General features: G+C 36.6%; 23 protein-coding genes and 3 pseudogenes. 18 read left to right on the plus strand and 8 right to left on the minus strand.

Going from position 1 to position 20,919, the window contains the following annotated elements:
* Positions 1–8 precede the first annotated feature (8 nt).
* Positions 9–287 carry a hypothetical protein gene (locus tag IQ247_RS04475; protein WP_228059466.1) on the minus strand — a complete coding sequence of 93 codons (279 nt, stop codon included), beginning with the start codon at positions 285–287 and terminating at the stop codon, positions 9–11.
* 83 nt (positions 288–370) lie between these two features.
* Here IQ247_RS04475 and IQ247_RS04480 point away from each other — a divergent pair, with 83 nt between their 5' ends.
* From IQ247_RS04480 to IQ247_RS04500, 4 genes are all read left to right on the plus strand, one after another.
* Positions 371–1,519: a site-2 protease family protein gene (locus tag IQ247_RS04480; protein WP_193917462.1), complete on the plus strand. Its 1,149-nt coding sequence runs from the start codon at positions 371–373 to the stop codon at positions 1,517–1,519.
* Positions 1,520–1,748: 229 nt separating this feature from the next.
* Positions 1,749–2,261: a hypothetical protein gene (locus IQ247_RS04485; RefSeq protein ID WP_193917465.1), complete on the plus strand. Its 513-nt coding sequence runs from the start codon at positions 1,749–1,751 to the stop codon at positions 2,259–2,261.
* 194 nt (positions 2,262–2,455) lie between these two features.
* Positions 2,456–2,902 carry a GUN4 domain-containing protein gene (locus tag IQ247_RS04490; RefSeq protein WP_193917467.1) on the plus strand — a complete coding sequence of 149 codons (447 nt, stop codon included), beginning with the start codon at positions 2,456–2,458 and terminating at the stop codon, positions 2,900–2,902.
* 318 nt (positions 2,903–3,220) lie between these two features.
* Positions 3,221–4,054 carry a hypothetical protein gene (locus IQ247_RS04500; protein WP_193917469.1) on the plus strand — a complete coding sequence of 278 codons (834 nt, stop codon included), beginning with the start codon at positions 3,221–3,223 and terminating at the stop codon, positions 4,052–4,054.
* Positions 4,055–4,540: 486 nt separating this feature from the next.
* Here IQ247_RS04500 and IQ247_RS04505 read toward each other — a convergent pair whose 3' ends face one another.
* Positions 4,541–4,972: a hypothetical protein gene (locus IQ247_RS04505; RefSeq protein WP_193917470.1), complete on the minus strand. Its 432-nt coding sequence runs from the start codon at positions 4,970–4,972 to the stop codon at positions 4,541–4,543.
* Between the two features lie 192 nt (positions 4,973–5,164).
* On the opposite strand from IQ247_RS04505, the gene IQ247_RS33060 reads away from it, so the two are divergent.
* The 4 genes and pseudogenes from IQ247_RS33060 to IQ247_RS04520 form a co-directional block, all read left to right on the plus strand.
* The gene (locus tag IQ247_RS33060) at positions 5,165–5,293 is read left to right on the plus strand and encodes a hypothetical protein (protein WP_265579661.1); all 129 of its coding nucleotides are present in this window, start codon (positions 5,165–5,167) and stop codon (positions 5,291–5,293) included.
* The gene (locus IQ247_RS04510; protein ID WP_322745416.1) at positions 5,274–5,873 is read left to right on the plus strand and encodes a transposase; all 600 of its coding nucleotides are present in this window, start codon (positions 5,274–5,276) and stop codon (positions 5,871–5,873) included. The genes IQ247_RS33060 and IQ247_RS04510 overlap by 20 nt, the downstream gene beginning before the upstream one ends.
* A gap of 240 nt (positions 5,874–6,113) precedes the next feature.
* Positions 6,114–6,950, plus strand: coding sequence for a hypothetical protein (locus IQ247_RS04515; RefSeq protein WP_193917472.1), 837 nt, complete (start codon positions 6,114–6,116; stop codon positions 6,948–6,950).
* Between the two features lie 33 nt (positions 6,951–6,983).
* Positions 6,984–7,526 (plus strand): annotated as a pseudogene (locus IQ247_RS04520) (AAA family ATPase); the annotation flags it as partial.
* A gap of 205 nt (positions 7,527–7,731) precedes the next feature.
* Here IQ247_RS04520 and IQ247_RS32335 read toward each other — a convergent pair.
* Positions 7,732–7,884: a hypothetical protein gene (locus IQ247_RS32335; protein ID WP_228059468.1), complete on the minus strand. Its 153-nt coding sequence runs from the start codon at positions 7,882–7,884 to the stop codon at positions 7,732–7,734.
* 242 nt (positions 7,885–8,126) lie between these two features.
* On the opposite strand from IQ247_RS32335, the gene IQ247_RS04530 reads away from it, so the two are divergent.
* The 3 genes from IQ247_RS04530 (at position 8,127) to IQ247_RS04540 (ending at position 9,180) form a co-directional block, all read left to right on the plus strand.
* On the plus strand, positions 8,127–8,354 hold the full coding sequence (locus tag IQ247_RS04530) for a hypothetical protein (RefSeq protein ID WP_228059469.1): 228 nt from the start codon (positions 8,127–8,129) through the stop codon (positions 8,352–8,354).
* Positions 8,351–8,809 carry an HNH endonuclease gene (locus IQ247_RS04535; protein ID WP_193917476.1) on the plus strand — a complete coding sequence of 153 codons (459 nt, stop codon included), beginning with the start codon at positions 8,351–8,353 and terminating at the stop codon, positions 8,807–8,809. Before IQ247_RS04530 ends, IQ247_RS04535 begins: the two co-directional genes overlap by 4 nt.
* A 71-nt stretch (positions 8,810–8,880) precedes the next feature.
* Positions 8,881–9,180, plus strand: a complete 300-nt coding sequence (locus IQ247_RS04540) for a hypothetical protein (protein ID WP_193917478.1) — start codon at positions 8,881–8,883, stop codon at positions 9,178–9,180.
* Positions 9,181–9,357: 177 nt separating this feature from the next.
* Here the strand turns inward: IQ247_RS04540 and IQ247_RS04545 are convergent, their stop codons facing one another.
* Complete coding sequence (locus IQ247_RS04545; RefSeq protein ID WP_322745421.1) at positions 9,358–10,593, minus strand: plasmid recombination protein; 1,236 nt, start codon at positions 10,591–10,593, stop codon at positions 9,358–9,360.
* 735 nt (positions 10,594–11,328) lie between these two features.
* Here IQ247_RS04545 and IQ247_RS32340 point away from each other — a divergent pair.
* The 6 genes and pseudogenes from IQ247_RS32340 (at position 11,329) to IQ247_RS04570 (ending at position 14,713) form a co-directional block, all read left to right on the plus strand.
* Positions 11,329–11,913 (plus strand): ParM/StbA family protein, encoded by a 585-nt coding sequence (locus tag IQ247_RS32340; protein WP_228059470.1) that lies wholly within the window; start codon positions 11,329–11,331, stop codon positions 11,911–11,913.
* On the plus strand, positions 11,913–12,320 hold the full coding sequence (locus IQ247_RS32345; protein ID WP_228059471.1) for a hypothetical protein: 408 nt from the start codon (positions 11,913–11,915) through the stop codon (positions 12,318–12,320). The genes IQ247_RS32340 and IQ247_RS32345 overlap by 1 nt, the downstream gene beginning before the upstream one ends.
* Positions 12,308–12,793 (plus strand): annotated as a pseudogene (locus IQ247_RS04555) (ISKra4 family transposase); the annotation flags it as partial. The gene IQ247_RS32345 and the pseudogene IQ247_RS04555, both read left to right, overlap by 13 nt.
* Positions 12,794–12,921: 128 nt before the next feature.
* A pseudogene (locus tag IQ247_RS04560) lies at positions 12,922–13,123 on the plus strand (hypothetical protein); the annotation flags it as partial.
* Positions 13,124–13,532: 409 nt separating this feature from the next.
* Positions 13,533–13,799 (plus strand): hypothetical protein, encoded by a 267-nt coding sequence (locus tag IQ247_RS04565; protein WP_193917480.1) that lies wholly within the window; start codon positions 13,533–13,535, stop codon positions 13,797–13,799.
* A 671-nt stretch (positions 13,800–14,470) separates the two neighbouring features.
* Positions 14,471–14,713 (plus strand): hypothetical protein, encoded by a 243-nt coding sequence (locus IQ247_RS04570; protein WP_193917482.1) that lies wholly within the window; start codon positions 14,471–14,473, stop codon positions 14,711–14,713.
* On the opposite strand, the gene IQ247_RS04575 is transcribed toward IQ247_RS04570, so the two are convergent.
* The 4 genes from IQ247_RS04575 to IQ247_RS04590 form a co-directional block, all read right to left on the minus strand.
* Positions 14,710–15,963 (minus strand): glycosyltransferase, encoded by a 1,254-nt coding sequence (locus tag IQ247_RS04575; protein ID WP_193917484.1) that lies wholly within the window; start codon positions 15,961–15,963, stop codon positions 14,710–14,712. The genes IQ247_RS04570 and IQ247_RS04575 overlap by 4 nt on opposite strands.
* 135 nt (positions 15,964–16,098) lie before the next feature.
* Positions 16,099–17,406: an O-antigen ligase family protein gene (locus IQ247_RS33325; RefSeq protein ID WP_193917486.1), complete on the minus strand. Its 1,308-nt coding sequence runs from the start codon at positions 17,404–17,406 to the stop codon at positions 16,099–16,101.
* A gap of 280 nt (positions 17,407–17,686) precedes the next feature.
* Positions 17,687–19,153 carry a hypothetical protein gene (locus IQ247_RS04585; RefSeq protein WP_193917488.1) on the minus strand — a complete coding sequence of 489 codons (1,467 nt, stop codon included), beginning with the start codon at positions 19,151–19,153 and terminating at the stop codon, positions 17,687–17,689.
* A 5-nt stretch (positions 19,154–19,158) separates the two neighbouring features.
* A complete protein-coding gene (locus IQ247_RS04590) occupies positions 19,159–19,944 on the minus strand; it encodes a class I SAM-dependent methyltransferase (protein WP_193917490.1) in 786 nt (261 codons plus the stop codon).
* 174 nt (positions 19,945–20,118) lie between these two features.
* Here IQ247_RS04590 and IQ247_RS04595 point away from each other — a divergent pair, with 174 nt between their 5' ends.
* Positions 20,119–20,829, plus strand: a complete 711-nt coding sequence (locus tag IQ247_RS04595) for a metallophosphoesterase family protein (protein WP_193917492.1) — start codon at positions 20,119–20,121, stop codon at positions 20,827–20,829.
* Positions 20,830–20,919 lie beyond the last annotated feature (90 nt).

Raw genomic sequence — 20,919 nt, forward strand, 5'->3', positions numbered from 1 at the left:
GGCTACGCCTACGCCACGACTAATAATTTTGAAACGGTACGTTGCGCTAACGCGACTACCCAACCCCAAAAAATTTTTCCCAACTGCGTAATTACATTGAAAGAAATTCGTATTCTCTTATGAAAGGGTTCATAAGTAGATGTCATCGCTAAATAAATAGATAAAGTATTTGCGTAGGCGTAGCCCGTCGTAGACATTGCTCTACCTTCTTGAGAAAAAGAAGAATCGCGCCCCTCAAGTCGCATAACCGCACTCCTACGGACGGACACCACTACAGTTACAAACATTAAAATTGCTTAACAATTCGTTACTATAAAGATATCGAGGGGCAAAGAAAAGTCTCTCAATGTAAAAAACACAGGTAAACGCCATGAATAACACAATACGTGTTGGCAACCTCTTCGGAATTCCCTTTTATATTCACCCATCCTGGTTTTTAATATTGGGCTTGGTGACTTGGACTTATGACACCGGATTAGCGAGTGCATTTCCTTATTTAGGGAATGGGTCTGCTTTATTTTTAGGTTTAATGACAGCTTTGATGCTTTTTGGCTCTGTTGTTGCCCACGAACTAGGACATAGTTTTGTTGCCATTCGTCAAGGAATCGATGTTAAATCTATAACCCTGTTTATATTTGGTGGTTTAGCAAGTTTAGAAAAAGAATCAAAAACCCCATCTGAAGCTTTTTGGGTAGCGATCGCAGGTCCCTTAGTCAGTCTGTTGTTATTTGGGATATTTGCAGCGATTGGTTTTGGTACTGGAGCTTCTGGGGTATTCTCAGCAATTTTGGGACTGCTCGCTTCTGTTAATTTGGCACTATGCTTATTTAACTTAATCCCTGGCTTGCCCTTAGACGGTGGAAATATACTCAAAGCGATAGTTTGGAAAATTACGGGTAATCCTAATAAAGGAGTGATTTTCGCAAGCCGAGTTGGACAAATTTTTGGTTGGATTGCGATAGCTTCTGGTCTACTTCCACTATTGTTAACTGGCAGTTTTGCTAACTTCTGGAACTTGTTAATTGGTTTCTTCTTATTGCGGAATGCTGGTAATGCAGCCCAAGTTGCAAGGGTGCAAGAACAGTTTACGGGTTTAACTGCTGGTGATGCGGTAAGTAGCGATAGCGAAGCGCTGCTGCAAGCAGATCGCCCAATTGTTAACGATAGTCTTACCCTCAGAGAGTTTGCCGATGAGCAGATAGTAAGCGGACAAAAGTGGCAGCGGTTTTTAGTTACCAACAGTGATGGACAACTCTTAGGAGCAATATCTCTTGATAATTTTCGTGCCATTTCACCGTCATTATGGTCGGAAACTCAAGTTAAAGATGTCATGCGACCAATTGCAGAATCTACCACAGTAAAAGCCAACCAGCCTTTACTCGAAGTAGTGCAGTTAATCGAACAACAAAAGCTATCTGCACTGACCGTGATTCGTGACAACGGCGTGTTGGTGGGAATTTTAGAAAAAGCGGCAATTCTCAGGTTACTTCAGAAAAGAATGCAGGACAATCCTGCTTAATTTCTCGATGTTAAATAATTAATAGTGATGTTAATGAAGCGAACTTGATGTATCGCTTCATTTGTCATCGGTAGTCGTGTTTATACTTAGTTTTATGTATAATATCATGAGTAAAAAACTTTCTGTATAATAAATAGTTAAGTAGATTTGTCAGGTAGCTCATAATTAATTATCAATATGTGTTTCATGATAAACACGCATCTAGACAAGACTTGTGGGTAAAACAACGATGACTAAACAGTTAAGGCTATTTTTTTTACTAAGCATTCCACTAATCGTTTCTTGTACTCCTGACTTTTATGCAGAGCAGGGCATTGAAGCAGTACGCGATGCTCGCGATCAAAAACAGCGCCAAGAAGACGAGGAGCGCTGGCAACGGCTCGAAACAAAATTAGGCATTGATGTACCGAGCGAGTCTGATGCTACCAAAGAATCACTGGAAAAGGCTTTTCCAGTAACATCATTTCCTCGTGGCTCATGCGGTGATCCATTACCTTTAGATGAATCACTATATCCAGTGTATTTCTATCCCGTGTTTATTCCTTATACTGATGATAATCTGCGTGAAGTCAAATCAAAGTTTTGTGCCGATGCTTGGGTGAAAAAAGATAATAATGACAATAAAGTCATTTCGGTAGCTTCTTTCTACACTGAAAAAGCCTCGGAGTTTCTTCTACTGATGGAAAATAACTTTGATGGGGCAAAGATGGGACCAGTCGTTGTTATTCGTAGCCCAAATTAACGTAAACCAATCCAAAAGTGCTTGTGTTGTCTAACATCTGCCTACACCGGACGTTCGGCTCACACACGGTTACACCTAGCGATCTGCTTGCAGCAGCGCTTCGCTATCGCACTAAATCGTACTCAAGCTTCTACAGCCACGCAAGTTTTATTTGATAAAGTAAAATTCACACTAAATCTATACAGAGTGTAATTGTGAATATAGATTACGCACCTCTTGAAAACCTACTCGCATCAAGTAAATGGCGAAACGCCGATGAAGAAACGAATTTAATAATACTTAAAATGACCGATCGCGTTGATGCAGGCTGGTTGAGAGAAGAAGATTTTACGGCGCTTTCTTGTTTCGACCTCGAAACCATTGACGAGTTGTGGACAAACCACAGTCAAGGACATTTTGGTTTCGCAGCACAAAGTCAAATTTGGAAGTCTGTAGGGGAAAATTACACCAAATTCAGCGATGCTATAGGCTGGCGACTAAACTATAAGTGGCAGTTATATTCACAACTAAAATTTAATTTAGAAGCCCCACCCGGACATTTGCCCGCTGCACCATTCTACAAATCGAGCGACGAAATTGCGATCGGTTGGGCAGCTTCTTTACCGTCAAAGTTAGCCGATTGTTTGAACGAAAGTTTTTAATTACTAATTGGTTCGGCTTTTTCGACCGAATTATCCCCTACTCCCAAAGTCAGTTCTAAGGGTGTGCGCTCTGGGTAAGCTTTTACCACTTGCCTGTAGACATCATAATTTGTAGGTAATGTCCTTTGTTGCCCATCTTCTAAGTAAATGAATTCGTACTTTACTGATTTTAATAATTCAGGTGTGCTTGCTTGCTTGATTTTAATTTTCCGAATTAAGATTTATTTTATCCGTAATTTAACTATTTTTCTTGTATTCTAAAATGACTGGCTTATTTTAGTTAATTTTTCGGTCATTATATAGATTAAAAATAAAATCATGACAAAAATGCGGAAGAAGTTGTATTCAACATTTGGGAAAAAAGTAATTTTACAAGTCTCTCCATTTGTTGCTACCTCAATGTTAGCAAGTTCACCTACTTTAGCTGCAACTTTTGCTAGTTCCTTTGGGGAGTTAACTTTCACAAATTTCAATCGAGAAAATGCAGTATTTGAAGCAATTAATGATGCTAATGCTTCCGCTGAAACTAATGCGGATGATAGCATAGTAAATTTTCGGAACTTTTCTGAAACTAATGCTGAACCAACTCCATTAGAAATATCTAATGTTGCAGAGAGTTTGATATTTGGTGAGGGTTCAGCTTATAGTGCTTGTGCGGAAACTATGCCAAGATTTTTTGCAAATTTTGATGTGAGCCGCAACGATACTTTATCATTTGACTTTACAACTATTCTTGATTTGGAAGCTTCGGTAGATAAACCAGGAGTTGAGACTGTGAATGCTGCGGTCAACATTGCTTTTTATCTTTTAGATACAACTGGTAATAAAACAGAAAATCGGGTTGATTTTCTCAACTCAACACAATTAGAACCCTTGCAGATTAGCCAAAATAATATATTAGAATATTTTACTCTTTCAGCAAATATTGATGCTTTAGGTAAAATTGATTTTTTTAATAACACTAAAAGTAAAAATATTGATATTAGCAGTGATTTAAGTCATTTTGATGTCGAAGAAATTAGCGATTTGGGTAGGAATAGAGCAATTAGCACTTCTGTAAATAAGGGTTCTGTAAAAAGATTTTTTGATATTGATAGAAATGTAACTTTGTTGGCATTTAAAAATACAAAATCCAATGTTAAAGTCCCCTAATCTGGAACTAGTTTATGCATAAGCTTTATTTGCACTCTTAATTAATTTAGGTATTAAAATAAAAGATAAATTTGAGAAAAAGTCTACTTATAAAATGTAGATAAATTAATACTACAAATTATAAACTAATACATACGGGCGGAAATAAGGTAACTATTTTTGACGTTAAGCGGGTAGGGGGGAAAGGTAGGTTTGCTTATGCTGAGGTGTACTAGTACTAGGGGGAGCAACGCGATTTTGTGAACTTTAATCCAAATACTGCGATACACCTTCGGTGTCGGCTTCGCCTATCGCCAACAAAAAAACTCCAGTAATTTATAATAAAAAATACATATAATATCCGTAAAAATACATATTAAATTCACAGATTAGTGCCGCTTTGCGGCACTAATCTGTGAATTATAAATATAAAGTCAGCACAAAACCCCCTCAGAAAGGGTGTTTATTATTACAACAGAGAAATTAGAAAACAATGTTTGGTATAATTTATGCAAGCTGTATCGGCTTAACGAGTGCAGTTAAAATAGAATCACAGAACTTGTTCCAGGAACCAGCAATCCATTGGCAACGAGCGTGCAACATAATTTCAGCATTCTCTTTTAACCAAAATTTGCTGTTTCCTTTCAAACGTAAATTAACAGCTTGTCTAATTAAACTTTCTACAGCACCACTACCAATAGGCAGCTTAAGAAATGAAATTTTATGATAGTTAAAACGTCCTTCTCTATTACCTTTGATAAAATAATTTATCTCTCTATCTACATTTTTTCGACGCTCACCAGTAAACTCTAAGCTGAGTTTATTCATTTCTTGAATAATGGAATTTATCTTACCCTTTTTTAATGCAGAACGAGTTTGTTTAAACCATTTTTTTCGTTCTGCTTCTTGATAAAAAATATTATCTGCGAATACTTGCAAATGTTCAGTTGCGTGATAAAAATCGGTCGAGTCCCGAGACGAATTAAAAACGGACACCTAAAGTTAGCTATTGATTTAAACTTAATTCCTTATTATGGCAAGCCTAGTAATAAGGAATTGGCCTATATATATCGGAGTCAAGCTAAGTCTGGTACTTGTTCTTTCTACGCCTATGCAACTTTATATGTTGTAATGAAAGGAAAACGCGTAACCCTTGCGATTAGAGGTGTTAGATGGCTGGATACAAGTGTTGCTATTATTACTTATCTATTAGCAGAACAGAAAGGCACTTCATCTGAGGGTGAAACAACTTTATCTTGACAGAGGATTTTTTAATGTTCCCGTCATTCGTTGGTTACAAGCTCTAGATATCCCTCTGCTCATGCCAGCAATCAAAACAGGAAAACAAGGAGGAATTAAACAGTTCTTAAAAGGTAAAAAAAGCTATAAAACTAAATATACTATGACCAGAAGTGGAAATCGAAATGATTCAGTTACTTTTGAACTATGGATTGTTTGTAAATATAAAAAGGGCAAACGACATCAAAAGGGAATAGAATACTTTGCTTATGTAGTTCATAAGATAAAAGCCAATTTATCTTATATACATCAAGATTATAGGAAAAGATTTGGAATAGAAAGTAGTTATAGACTCAAAAATATCTGTCGAATTAGAACAACAAATAAAAAACCTGTTTTAAGATTATTATTCGTTGGTGTCTCTTTTATTCTAGTCAATATATGGGTTAACCTTCTATGGCTAAAAATCAGCCGAAAGAGAAGAGGTGGAAGATTAATTTATCGTGAATTATTTAGTCTCAAACAGATGTTAGCTTTCCTGCGTCAAGCTGTTGAAAAAATATATCAAGTTGTTGAAGGTATTTATCTTCCATCGGGCTAATTGACAGAAACTCAGTTGCTAGTTGTTTATAAGCAATTCTTATCGATACTCCACCTACTTGCTTAAACAGCAACTGATAAAAAGTATCACTGACTACAAAATTTATACGCGATCGCCCTTTGGGAAAAAGTTTGTGATCTACTGAAATTAAAAGTCTGGACTTCCCGACCATTATCGCAGTTAATCAGCGTTAAAGATTCAGAAAAGACGGCTGCATCAATTATTGGTACTGCACAAAGGATGTTTCAGCGCTTTCTTAAGCGCGATTTTATCGGTGCATTTTGCGGTCAAAGGTGGCAGCAAGTAGTTAATAATGCATCAACTGTCGTAAGCAGTGTTACTTCTGCTGTCAAAATAGGAGTACAAGAATTTAAAAATAATTCAAAACAGCATCAATTCGCAGCATTAATAAAAAATTTATTTCAACTACAAACCCAACCAGGAGAAAATCACTATCAAGCAGGTGATTACCAAATCTCTCGCAGCGGTTTATTGTATGAAGTAAAAGATTCAGCGACAGATAAATTTTTAATACAGTTCCGCGAAACCCCTTTAGGAGTAAAAGTAGAAAAGGGTGATTTAGCTTCTTTAAATATTCAAGATATTAACTCCTTACAGAATTCTTTACGAAAAAAAGAACCAGTTCCTGCATCTTTTGCTCCAGTCGGAAAGCAAGAAGCCGAATATTTTGCTCGTGTAGAGAGAGTTACGAATGCGCTTACACAATATGCTGTTGCACAACAAACCGATGTGGAAATTGATGGGCGATTTTCTTATAAATGGAAAGCTAGCCCTAATGGTAACGTACAAATCGAAGCGAAAGATGGACGTGGTAGTTTACTTGAAAAAACTGGAGGACAGTTAACAAGTAATATGAACGAGCGCGATTTAATTTATTTTGAGCAAATTTTACCTAAATTACAACCACGAAATCAAGGCAGAAGGCAGGAGGCAGATGGCAGAAGTGAATCGGTGAAGTATGTAATGACAATACACCAATTCATTGAGGAGCCGGATGACGCTAAAGTGTCAAGTCCGGTTCTGAAGCCGAGTGCAAATAGTGATGTTTGTACTTAGGGTAACAAACTTTTTGCTGCATCTAGTGAATCGGGAGAGGATACAAGCTCTCGTCAAATCTTGGGAACATTATTGACTTGGTTGCAGGATAAAACAAGTGCAGTATTCGTCGTTGCAACCCTTAACCGACTCGATGCATTACCACCGGAATTAACCAGGGTGGGAAGATTTGATGAGATATTTTATGTAGGGTTTCCCCAAGCTATTGAACGTCAAGAAATTTTGATGATGCATCTTGCGTCCTTTGATAAGCGTTATAAAAACGACGATGTACTTACAGAGAAAGAATGGCGCATTGTTCTTAACAAAACTGTCAACTGTAGTGGTGCGGAATTAGCGCAAATGGTTCAGAAGGCTGCTCGTGCTAAATTTCATCAAGGTTGTGAGATGAAAATTGGGTTGTACGAACTGTTGGAGCAACGAGAAATGATGGTGCCTTTGTATGTTCGGGATACTGATAGGGTGTTAGCGATAGGCGAAGCCGACACCCTCCGGGTGTATCGCCAACCGCGCAAAATATATTACTCAACCTGCATCAAGTCCGGATACATCGGTTTTCGCTCCCGCAATTGCTAACTTTTGGGGAGAAGTTTCTTCTTAGATAGAAATAAATCTTTATGTTTATTTTGTTGTAGTTATACCTAACGACAGTTCCGTTTATCACCGTTCTGTCCTGACTAACGTACCACCTACAGCAAAAACAGCATTATATCCAATTCTCTCAGCCCAAATTACAGCATCAGATTGTTTTTCCCGTAATCGCCGACTAGTAATGAGTATATCATCGCCTCGGATCATATTCACCCGTTTCAATATTAATCGAGACAATTTTGCCAATATTTTCTGGTGTCTCGACTTTTAGACGAATGCTCGAATCGTAGAGTTCTTTCCCACGTTGGGTAATTTCTTCATCACCAAATTTAAAAAGGGACATACAGTCAATAACCTATGCTTAAAAATTCTTAGACTTATCTAAATTGATTGTAAAGCAGAAGCTAGAATCAGTTAAGTCCTTAATAATATTCAAGTTTGGTTGCATCATTATATCAAAACTTATACCGAAGTCTTCTTGATGACCAAGATAACTATAAAATGCGGAAAAACACCATCAAAAAGATTCATTGCTAGAATACGACCATACATCGTACTATACTCATAATTATTATGATTTCTCAAATGATGGTTCAGCCCTCATCCTGGGTAGAATCTGGAATCCAACTCAGCGCAGTTAGAAATTTATATTTGTTTAAATTTACTCCAGAACTACAATCTCGTTTAGATCAACTGACCGAGAAGAAAAAAGCAGATATGCTTAGTTCAATTGAAGAAGCTGAATTAACAGGAATATTAGAACTAGACCGAATTTTTACTTTAATTAACGCTAAAATAATTGCCCAATCATGACGGTTAATAATGCAACAAGAAAGTTAGTTAGAGAGCGAGCAAAATATCTTTGTGAATACTGTCATTCTTCGGAAGAAGGAAGTGCGGCTCTATTTGCTATTGACCATATAATTCCGCAATCCTTTTCTAATTCATCGAATGAACCCGATAATTTAGCACTTGCTTGTCAACGTTGTAATGGCTATCGCTACAATTTTACAACAGGAATTGACCCCGAAACCCAGAAAAACATTTCACTTTTTAATCCTCGCGAACAGAAGTGGTCTGACCATTTCATTTGGTCGGTAGATGGTTTGACAATTATTGCCATGACGGAAGTAGGACGAGCTACTTGTAATCGTTTAGATTTGAACGATGAACGCCATAATGAAGGTTCTATTGTTAAAGCCCGTAAACTTTGGATAAAAGGCGGTTGGCATCCGCCACAAGAAGATCCACGATTAGCAAGTCATTAAAATAGAGCATGATTCAAAACTGAAAGCGACATAACACCATTTTTAAAGAAATTAAAATCATTCTTGTGGTTATGACACAACAAATTATTTTAGACGAATTACAAATCCATAGTTTAAAAATTGGCGACATAATATTCTACCTTCACCTAAATGGTTGGCAAATAATAATACATCCCAATCCGCGCTTACTCGTATTTCAAAGTGCCAATGACGATGAAGAAAATCCTATAAAACTTGTATTGCCAAGCCAGAACACCTTTGAAGATAGTAATCGTTTGCTAATAAAAGCCATAAACTTGTTAGCGGTTATCGAAGAAAAATCCCCACAAGAAATAATCGATTTAGTTTCCCAATTAGATACTAGTTTTTAAAAGGTTGTACTTAGTTCTCCCGGTTCGCTCATTTTTTTTTCGAGTTCTATTACTGGTACATAGATATCAGTATTCTTTCTTTGATTGCAGTCAGAAATGCTGAGTTTTTTTTATAACTCGTTACACTGAACTTTGAAAAAATAGATAAGTTTTAAGTAAAATACAGCAATTATGATGTTAATAGAATTGTTGTTGCTGGTTATATTTGGAAACATCAATTGCGTTTGCGTTGGGTAAAATTTTTCTTATCGACATGATTCTTTTTTCTGGCATTGCAACAACTACATTTGTTAAAGTTTTGAGAAATTCTGACGGTAATGGTGCATTTTCATTATCGAGAGTGAGATAAAGCGTTCTATGGTTATGAGGTGCATTCCTTACCATAATCTTAAGCGCATCTATTGGAGAAGAATTTAGAACCGCTGTTTCTACCAATCCACGATTTGAACCACCGACGCTTAAATGAAACCAACCGCTTGAGCGTCTACTACCCGAATATAAGCTGAAATTATTTTCGCTAGTATTTAAAGAATATAAATAAGCTCCCGTTGTTCTCCCATCAAGATTCCGAGCTATAAATACTGCATTGCCATCCGTCGAAGCATATAATAAACCTCGTTCTTGTAGAGTTTTCAAAAGCTTCTGTGGAATAGAATGCTTTTGGTTTAGGTAATCTTCGACAACTAAAAGATGCTTGGGTGAAGGTATGGGTGGTGTAAAGATAGAGGAAGGTGTTTGACGCACAATATTTAAAGCGTGGTTGGAGACTGCGTGTGTCATAACAGTTTCACCAAATCTGTCCCGCAACCAAACTACTGCATCATCAAAATTGCACTTGTTAACCCTCATCACTAAAGATAGTGGATTATGTTCATGCTTAGAATGATTTAGCCCTAGCTCGTAAGCAACTTCAGATAGTGATAAATTCTGTCGTTCGTGATTTGCTTTAAGTGAATATAGTTCCGTTTCTAAAGAGTATCGTAATTGTTCACTCACAGATGCAGTTTGCTTTAACTCTATTAGTTTTCGGTTCTGGCGATCGCGCTCTCTCAATTGTTGATTAATTACCTCTAACTGCGGACTTAATAACTTAATAACCCTTTGTCTATAAGCTTCACTAGTTTCTTGTGCTTGTGGTTGGGGAATACAGCGCTCTAAATCGAGTAATTGAGAATCTTGATTTACTGCTGCATAATATTTTTTGACTTTGGTATGAGTCGCAACACTACCTTTAACACCACGTACTATTCCTAAATGTCCGAGTGCATTCGCAAAACTATCTTGTAACTGATACATTTTCACTCTTGTACCAAATAATGCTTTGCAGTTAAGCTTTCCCCGCTCATCTAAGGGTACGAGGTAAGCGTGAATATGCGGTGTTATTTCATCGAGATGTAATGACGCTTTTACTATGCGTTAAGCGAAGCTCACCGAAGGTATCGCCCCAAGAATTATCTAACCAAAGGAGAATGAGGAGGCAGTGGAAAGTAGGCACAGAACCATCTCTTCGAGATGAGCGGCAGTCGTACCCCATAAATGAATTTAGGGGTTTCAAACAATGACGCACTTTTTCTCGTACTACGTATCTCCAAAAAAATATTGTTCTGTTTGCATAAATAAATTTAGGGGCTGCCTCACCTTTGGCGAGGCAGCCTGAAACCGCTCCCCCTTCCCTACTGCCGACTGCCTTTTTCGGTAAATTAGATAATTGATCTATTAGCTTTATGAATCAGATGTACCTTGGCGGAAAACCATTATTCGGAAATCAAGAACTATGACCAATTTAATTTATAACGCGATCGGGCTGAATCATTTTCCAGTCATTGTTCAAAATAAAGGTGTAGTGTGTTTCACCTTTCTAACTGAGAAAAAGCTGGAATATTTTATGCAGTATTTTTAACGCTGCATTTAATATTTTCTAAAATCACTGCTGAATTTAGTCATTTAATACTGTGTTTTATTCCTCAATTTCTTTATCTGTAACAGTTAGACAGTTTTCATTAATCAAAATAATCAGAAGGAATTACAAGGAATTTTGAATCAAAAATAGCCTCCAATGTCCATAAGTTTGAGTAATAATCAACCTTTATTTTCCAAGATTTTCCTTTGAATTCCTTGCAAAAAAATGTATTAAATTAATAAAAACCCATGAGTAAAAACACTCAGCAGAAAAATAATTCATCTCCCTTGTTAATTCTGGCTTTGGATTTTGGAGGAAGTGCAACCAAAGGTGTTTATTGCACATTGAAGCAAAATCAAACAGCATCTTTGGTAATGGAACCGGAAGTGGTAAGAATTTCTTTGGATTCTGTAGCTTCGGAAATTTTAGGTGCAACCGAACCAGAGAATGCTGCATGGGTAAATTACATGGGTGAAACCTTTGCTGTAGGATATTTAGCGAAAAGTAACTATTATGCAAATCAGGGATTAAAAGAGTTAAAGTACGAACGTGCGGTTGCCAAGACATTAGCTTTCGTCTGGGCAATATCGCAGAAACTTCAGTTAGGTACAAAATTTAGACTTGCGCTTATTTGTTTGCTACCACCAGGAGAATTTGAGAATAGAGAGAGTTTTCGTAAACATCTTGAAGCAGCATTTGCTGGCTTTATGACACCTACCGCAAAAATACAGGTTAAGCTGACTCAATTCAAATGTTTACCTGAAGGTGCAAGATATAAGCCTACCAAAAAAAACTGGGAGAGGCTATTAAAACCAAAACGATTGCATTGGTGATGGTGGGTTATAGAAATGCTTCTGTGTTAATCAGTGATAAGGGGATAGTTGCAGCAGATGGAAAGACTTCAGATTTAGGGATGATTAGATTACTTGAAAAAGTAGTTGCTAGAACTTCTGGACAGAATGCTTCGCAACTGGTTCCTGCTGTGGTGGCTGCCGGTAGCGATATTTCTACTACCCCTCTAACAAAGTTATTGAAAAGCACTCTTTATACTAATAAACGCCATGAATTGATGCAACTACAGAAAGCTATAAAGCTTGCTAGGAATGAATATGCAGCAGTACTTACAAGTTGGTTAGACCAAGTAGTTCCCCGTTCGGTAGTTTCAGAAATTTTGTTTTGCGGTGGAACTGCTGATTATCTGAGGAGAGAGTTAAATTCACATTATTCAATGAAGCTTTAATTGATTACGTAAATCAACAGAATTTGGCAGACCCATTAACTTGCTTGGGTGATGGACATCCAGGGATTTGGAAAATAATTCGACAATTTAATTGTCCTGGGGAGAGACGCGAGATTTTAGATTGGTTTCATCTCGTTGAAAATCTACATAAAGTAGGTGGTTCTCTCAAACGAATCAAAGCTGCTGAAACTTTTCTTTGGCAAGGAAAAGTTGATGAAACACTCGCTCTATTCTCTCCACTTAAAGCTAAAACGGCTCAAAACTTTTGCCAGTATTTGTCAACCCACCGACATCGAATTGTCAACTATGACTATTATCAAACCGAAAATATTTGTTCTATTGGTTCTGGTGCTATCGAGTCTACTATTAAACAGATAGATCGGCGATTAAAAATTTCTGGCGCACAATGGAATGAATCTAATGTCTCTCAAGTCCTCATGCATCGCTGTGCTTATCTTAATGACAAGCTTTAGGTGCTGTTAGTTCTTTTGTTCTAACAAAGTTGAGATGCTCCCCGTTTCAATTACCATAAAATTTCATCTCTTAGATTACCTATTGGTAGCGGTGAGGCAGTGCGTTGCGGGGGTTCCCCCCGTTGTAGCAACTGCCGAACCCGAAGGGTGCCGTGGAAAGTTTAATTCGACAAGCTGTTAATTTACGCCCTGATTGGAAACAGCAAATTTTGGTTAAAAAACAATGCTGAAATAATTTTACACGCTCGTTGCCAATGGATTGCCGCTTGTTGGAATAGTTTCTGCGATTCTATTTTAACTGCACTCATTAAACCTGTGCAGGTTGCATAAATTATACCAAACTTTCTTTTTTAATCAAAAAATTATAACAATAAGCACCCTTATCTAAGGGTATTTTGTGCTGACTTTATTCATATCAATAGGGATGGTGTGCCGCTGCGCGGCACACCATCGATACTTTTTATCAAGTAAATGCTTCAATATCTGAGAATATAAATGCTATTAAAACTGCATATAACAGTGCCGGACGTTTTATATTAGCAACAAATATTTTAGAGGAAGAATCTCTTAGTAATGATGAAATGCTTTCCGAATATAAAGCGCAGCAAAGTTGTGAAATCTTGCCACCGGGGAGTATCCCCGTGGCAAAGTTTCACGTGAGAGAGGATTTGGATTTATTAAAGACCCTTTATTTTTTGCTGATAGTATTTTTCTGAAATCTCCGGAGAGAATTCAAGCTATGGCTATGATAATGGGTTTGTGTCTATTAGTATATACGTTGGCTCAAAGAGAAATAAGAAAAGCTTTATCAACATCTAAATCTACGATTAAAAATCAGCTTGGTAAAGCTATAAATAATCCGACTATGCGGTTGATATTTCAACGTTTTCAATCTATACATCTAGTTAAATTTAATGATGAAATATCAATCTCAAATTGGACTCCAGAAAGAGAATATATTTTGGAATTTTTACCAGAGAGATGTCGTTACTATTATAAATGCTGAAGTAAATCCACAATAATTTATTTGTAATCAAGACTATTCATTTAATCAATAGTCACAAGTTATAATAACTTTTTATTTATGAAACATAAGTATTATGGGGATATTCAGCTAAGAATAATAAGTTTTTATCTATGAATTCAATATCAAAGATTATTGGTTCTTATTGAGAATAGAAATTCTATGTAAGCTCGGTCAATAATACGACTACTCGAATGCCTTAAGTCTGTTTTTATTCTTTACATTGAAGAAAATCTCAGTAAAAACCCTTTTGTGACAGTTGAGGTGCGGAATGTGGGTTATATGTAATATTTACTTCAGTACTATCAGAATTTTGTTGTGGCGATAGGCGAAGCCGACACCGAAGGTGTATCGCAATATTTCAGGTATAGTTCACAAAATCGCGTTGCTCCCGTATATATATAGCCTGTTAATTACATTTATACTAGCGTATTATTAGTAAAATGCGTTGCTCCGTAGGGAGATGGCTACGGTGTACACACAACTACTCTCCACATAGGTTTCAGGGATTTTAACCCCCTTAAATCGTCGTTCCTCCTTCCCTAAAAGGGAACACTCCGTGAACTCAATGACAGGGCTTCGAGCGATTTGCCTCATAGTTCAAAAGTCGGTTAATCGATAGAAATCAACAACTCCAGCAACGAGTAAAAGACTTGGAAAAAGCTCTTGAAGATTCCAATAAAGATAGCTGGGGAAATACGCTTAACAAACAGGCTGCGAAGGTGGTTAACAAGGAGTTGGAGAAAACTATTGAGCCATTAATGTCGGAAGTTGAGCGCTTGAATAATCTACTTTCACAAAGAGAGCAACAACTAACTCAACTTCAAGCAATGACGCACTCAGGGTATAACTCATTGCATCTAATTAACTTTTTCCACGAAGCGGCGCGAAATTAATATCTTGGCATTGCAGTTTTATAATAATTATTAATACTTTCGTATTCTTTAACAATTGGTATTTGAGATTCACAAAAATCAATTTTATTAATAATGGCACTGTATGCGCGGGCAAGATTATTCGCAATTTGATTTGGACGGTAACGACTATTTGCCCAAATAGAGCCGTTTTCTCCTAATTGTTGTCTTAGTTTTGGAGAGGTAAGTAAGTAAGATATAGCAATGTGTAGGGCATTAACATTTTGCTCTACAATATATCCAGCATTAGCTGTGATAATTTCAGAAGCAAGCTGCACTCCAGGAGTCACAACTACAGGTATTCCTGCTGCCATTGCTTCTGCTGTAGCTATACTGAAATTTTCCGAAACAGATGGCAAAACAAACAAATCCGCACTTTGCAATAATAAATTCTTTTGCTCGTTCTGCACAAAACCAGTAAATGTAACGCGATCGCTTAAGTTCAAAGATATTACAAGTTGTTTCAAATAGTTGACATAATCCGGCTCTCCGGTACCTGCCATCAACAGATGAAAGTCAATCGAATCAGCATTTATAAGACTGAGTGCTTTGATTAACATATCTGGACACTTGTTATGACAAAGCCGAGAGAGGAACAGTACGATCGGAGTATGAGGGGAAATGGAGTATACAGAATGAAGTTGCAATCTTGCTTGGGGATTAATATCCACTTGTTCTACACCCAAAGGTAATTTAACGATGCTTGATTTAATCCCATATTTACGCACATCCTGGGCTTCAGCTTCAGTTGTGCAATGTATAGCTGCTGCATGGTTGAGATTATGACGTTCAACCAGCATTGAATATATTTGCTTTTTTCGCTTACTTTGAGTTAATGCCCAAGATGTTAGTTGTCCTTGAGTCCGAATCGTATAAGGAATATTATGCCACCTAGCGATCGCCCCAGCACAACTGGGAGCATAAGAGAAAAGATAGTGGTTATCGAGAATGTCATAGTTCTTGATATTTTGCCACAGCCATTTAGTCAAAGCAGGAGAAAAGATAAACTCTTTCATGGGTGGCGAAAAGTAAGGTAAAAACCAAACAGGAACCTGTTTGTACTCGATTTTTTGGTATAAAGGAACATCAAGCGGTTTTGAGCCATTATGATTGGTTGTAACTATTTGGGCTTCAATTCCGTTGTTGAGTAAAGCTTTGACTAAATTAATTACTACAGTAGTGGGACCACCTAGAAATGGACTGAGTGAGGGAATAACGTGAAGTACTTTCATAAAATGGAGAATAGGGAATTGGTAATTGGTAATTGGTAATTGGTAATTGGTAATTGGTAATTGGTAATTGGTAAAATTTTCTATAAAATGGGATTGATAATACAAGTAAAAATTTATATGTATTAATACTTGCAATTAGTTCGTAAATGTGGCGGTTCTTACTGCTATATAAGCTACTAACCAACCGGGTAATGAATGAGCGGAACCGATGTTATAAAATCCTGATTCAAAAAAGCAAAGACATAATTCAGCTAAAAGAGCGGCTGCAAGTGCTAACTTAAATTCAAAATGCTCTTTGTTTATATAATTTGAACTTTCTTTAATTTGATTAATAACAATTGACCATAGAGGAACAAATGTTAATAAACTACCAATTAAACCAATTTGGTATGTTAAACCAATGTAAGCATTATGAGCGGTTCCTACCCACAAACGTTCAAAGAAAATGTTTTGTGAAGATTTATGCAACAATAAAGCTTCTTCGCTTCCCCAGCCATTACCAATTAATATCGAAATTGGCGAAGAGAAAATATTTTCAATAAACAAAGGCCAAAGTAAATTAGTCCGATAACTGGTAATACCTGCACCTGTAGAAGTAGTTAGACTTTCGTATAATTTATTAAATAAAGATGATTCCCAAAAATCTATACTTAATATCAGTAAAGCACTAATAACTATTGTACCAATACCATAAATACTTAACATTTCTGTGCCTTTATATCTCGACCAACATATAAGGTAGTAAAGAAATAATATACTTAAGGCAAGTAAGGGAGTTCTTGCGCCGCTGATAATTATTGCAGTAAATATAATTAATGTTGGAAAAAATCTGAATATTCCCCAATGTTTATGTCTGGATGAAAACCAGATAGATAAAGGTAAAATAATAATGCCAAGGGCTGCGGTGGCATTTGGATTAAAAAATATACCGCTAGGAGCGCCCATCAAAACCGGAATTACTCTAAGTGCATTTCCGATTAATCCTACTGTATAAATAACAGTAGCACTGTAAACTAAATTTTTAATAATTGCTGTAGCATCTTCAAAAGAATTAAGTACGCTTTGCACCCCCCACGTTAGGAATAAATAAGCTAGTAGAAAAGAAACAGCTTTAAAAATACCTGTTTCGTAAAAATCTGCCGCATAGAGTACACCATTCAAATCAGCATAAGCCGTACTAATTATAATTACTGTAAATACCAAAAATGCGAAGCGATCAAAATTATTGCGCTGCCATTTTCCAGAAATAAATACATTAAAGAAACCATAAATAGTTAAAACAGCTAATCCCGTCCATCTTCCCCAATAAGCCAGTGCTGTTCCTGGAGGAATAATAAAACTATTAATTGCTAAAGCAAAAGGAAGCCACCCAAAGATGGGTAGCCAAGTTAACCATTGATTTGTTTGAGTTGGATTATAAACTTGTTGATAGGTTTGAGTCACAGAATTTTGGATTTTAACAACGAATGTGTTTAGTTTATTTTACATTTGTCCTACGGACACGTAATTAGGTTGATATTAATAAAAATATCGTTTGGAAAAACTACTCCCTCCCGCTCTAAAATTACCTTTCACCCGTAGAGTGCGGTTCATCTCTCTCAATCTCTTTCCTCTGCGTCCTCTGTCTTGAAAAGTTGTTCATGGGGGAAACCCCCAAGACCACACTTTTCGCTGCGTCTCTGCGGTTTTTTAAATTCGGTAATCTTATGATAGAAAAAATAATTCATATAGTAACTTTATATTTATAAAAATCATCTAAATTACTATTTATATGGATTCCTTTACTCATATACTGAGGAATATGAACTGAGAAATTTTGTAAAAGCATCGGAGCTATTTCTAAGCAAGAAATCTGTTTTCTACTTTTCTTAAACGTTGTATCTTGAGGGTCATAAATTAATAAAGAACCTTCTTTTATATGATAAGCATTTGTATTAGTTTCATCTTCAATTAAAATATTTTCTAAACCAAGGTTTTCCAAAGGCACCAAACGTCCTTTGAATAACGCATTTGTAATTCTTTTTTGAGGTAAATTTACCTGACCAAAAAATACAGCAAATAAACCATCTTCTTTTTGAGCAAATTCTACTAATCTTCCTTCGATAGATAACTTACCTAGCTGATTCCGAAACTGCTCAACCCATTCTTCTTTGACAACAATGCCAAATTCAGGGAACATCGCAGGAGTTTGACACCAAGCATCATCGGGAATACCCAAAGCAGACATCAACTTTGCTGCATCGGCTAAATTTAATTGAGTCTTTACCATCCAAGCAGTAGTTGCACTCTGTCCCATACTAGATGCTATCCAAAGTGTATATTCGGGATTACTATCTACAAAGCGTATTAATTGAGTAACAGATTGCTCAAATTTACTCATCGCAAAATCAATCTCATCTTTATATCTAGAAACCCACTCACTGTTATAGCCGAATTTTTTGTAATCTTGGGGAAATAGTGCAGCCCAGTAACGATGCATAGATGAAGCTACATGATTGGTGAAAAAGGTAGCGAAATCAGGTTTAGTGGTTTTAAGTTGTTTGAGAAATAAATCAAAAGCAAGAACAGCTTGATAAGTACGTCTGCGATTTTTCCGCCAAGGTTTAAACTGTTCTGTTAATAATTGGTTTGCTGTATCAACTAAAGTTGCAACTCTCAAACCGAGAGCAGGAAGATGAGTTAACAATTTTAATGTAGCTTGTATCGGAAATTTAGTAGAAACATTACGAGCGGAATTTCTTGCCATTGATAGATTGAACTCTTGGAAGACAGAAAGTTTTGCTGGAAAGCATTGGCTGTTAGTTGCAAAGCTATCCGGTACATAGAAAGTATAGTTATCTAAATTGTTAGGTAGAGGGTAGCTGTGCAGAGAGCCAAAAAGCCCTGTTTTAATGCCATTCTCCGATAGTATCTGCCAAATAGGAGGAAATTCTTGATTAATTTTAGTTAGATTCTGATTGAAATGGTGAATCCTATGGTGAGTAGATGCAACACCTCGATGCAATGTAGCCCAGGTTATCCAAGGAGATAATACCGAATCTACTGCATGAGTTTCATATTGGTAACATTGAGGTAGCTTTTGAGCTAAAGCTGAATCAGGATACTTTTGAGTGTAGTAATCAATTATGTGCCAAGGAACTTCGTTTAATTCAAAAAAAATGATTTTTCTACCCTGGATTTTCTGATTCATTAAATTTACTTGTCTCCCCGCTTCTTCAATGGATATCTACATACAGCAACATTTTCATCAGCCCGTTCTATTTTTACTTTAGTTATTAAAATATCGTCAAGGGACATATCCTCGAAGGTAGTAGTTTGTAATATTTTATTAGTAGATTGCCGCAATTTACTTAATTTTGCCAAGTATTTTCTCATACCAGTGAAATCTGCAATCTTTGTCAACCAGTAGTGCAATTCTGACTGACGACGACGTTGAGCGTACATCTCTACTTCTCCAAAATAATCTTTTAGTAAAGCTTCAAAGTCATGACGGCACAATTCTACAGTGTGATAAGGATTTTGAGGATTATGATTAGTTTGAGGTACTTGTGGTGTGGAGACAATATAGATTCCGTCAGTAGCAAGCAAACGTACAGTTTCTTGTAAGTAAGCTGGAATATTGGGTAAATGCTCGATGGTTTCAAAAGAACAAATTACGTCAAACTCGGAATCAGCAAAATCTGTATTAGCGACATCTGCAATTTGAAGCTGGAGACGACTGTTACTATATTTACCTTGTCCGTAAGAAATTGCAACGGGGTCGAGATCAATTCCAATAACCTGATTCGCGACTTGAGTTAAATAATCTGCACCATAACCAACCCCGGTAGCAGCATCAAGTACCTTTTTATCTTGACAGTAATTAGCAGCAAACTGATAACGCTTGAGATGGATAGATAAAATTCCATCTGGTTCCTCTTCTGGAATAATTCTTTCTACAGCGTCATCAATTTCTAAGCGATTGCGGATTAAGTTAGTCATAGAATTGTTGTAATTTATTTTACATTTATAATCTATTTTGTTGTAACATTTTTGGAAAGATATTGGTAATTATACGTTGAGAGTTTTTTTATTAGTCATATGTAGGGGTTTAGCAGTGCTAAACCCCTATTACGATGGATGTGGTTTCCTTTAGAAAAAAGATAAAATGAACCCATGTGTAGAAGAATTTTTATTGGTGATGTCCACGGTCATTACGATGGTTTGATGCTTTTGTTGAATGTAATATCACCCGATCGCGATGATCGAGTTTATTTTTTAGGAGATTTGATTAACAGGGGTCCCAAAAGCGCTCAAGTAGTAGAATTTGTCCGTAAAAGTCCGTATTATTGCGTATTGGGCAATCACGAGCAAATGCTTTTAGATTACTTCCAAGATAAACAAGTTATTAACAAAACTATTGAAAAAGCTTCTTGTACCTATAAAGAAACCATCGATAGCTATCTTAAATCGGACATCTCTTTGCTACCCGTTCACCTGGAATGGTTTTCTAATTTACCACTATATCTAGATTTGGGAGACATTTGGGCGGTTCATGGGGGTGTTAATCCTCAACTTGCTTTGGATAAACAAAGCCAAAAGGAATTTTGTTGGATTCGTCAGCCTTTTCATAGCATGAGTAAACCATATTTCCCCGATAAGTTAATTATTGTCGGTCATACACCAACTTTCAAAATTGGGGGTGTTATTCCGGGAAAACTGGTACAAGGAAAAGGTTGGTTGGATATCGATACGGGTGCTTACGATCGCAGAAGCGGTTGGTTAACTGCTTTGGATATGACAAACAGCATAGTTTATCAAGCTAACGTGTTTAGTAGAAAAACTCGCGTTTCAGCTTTGTCAGAGATTGTAGAAGAAATTGGTTAAATTCCCCAGTCTTATTAGCCTATTCCCTTTTATAAGTATTTTTACGTTAAATTTTCAATAAGTTAATTCTTTTTTACGTGCAAACACTGA

The sequence above is a fragment of the Plectonema cf. radiosum LEGE 06105 genome (assembly GCF_015207665.1).
GTDB classification, from domain to species: Bacteria; Cyanobacteriota; Cyanobacteriia; order Cyanobacteriales; family Nostocaceae; genus Rivularia; species Rivularia radiosa_A.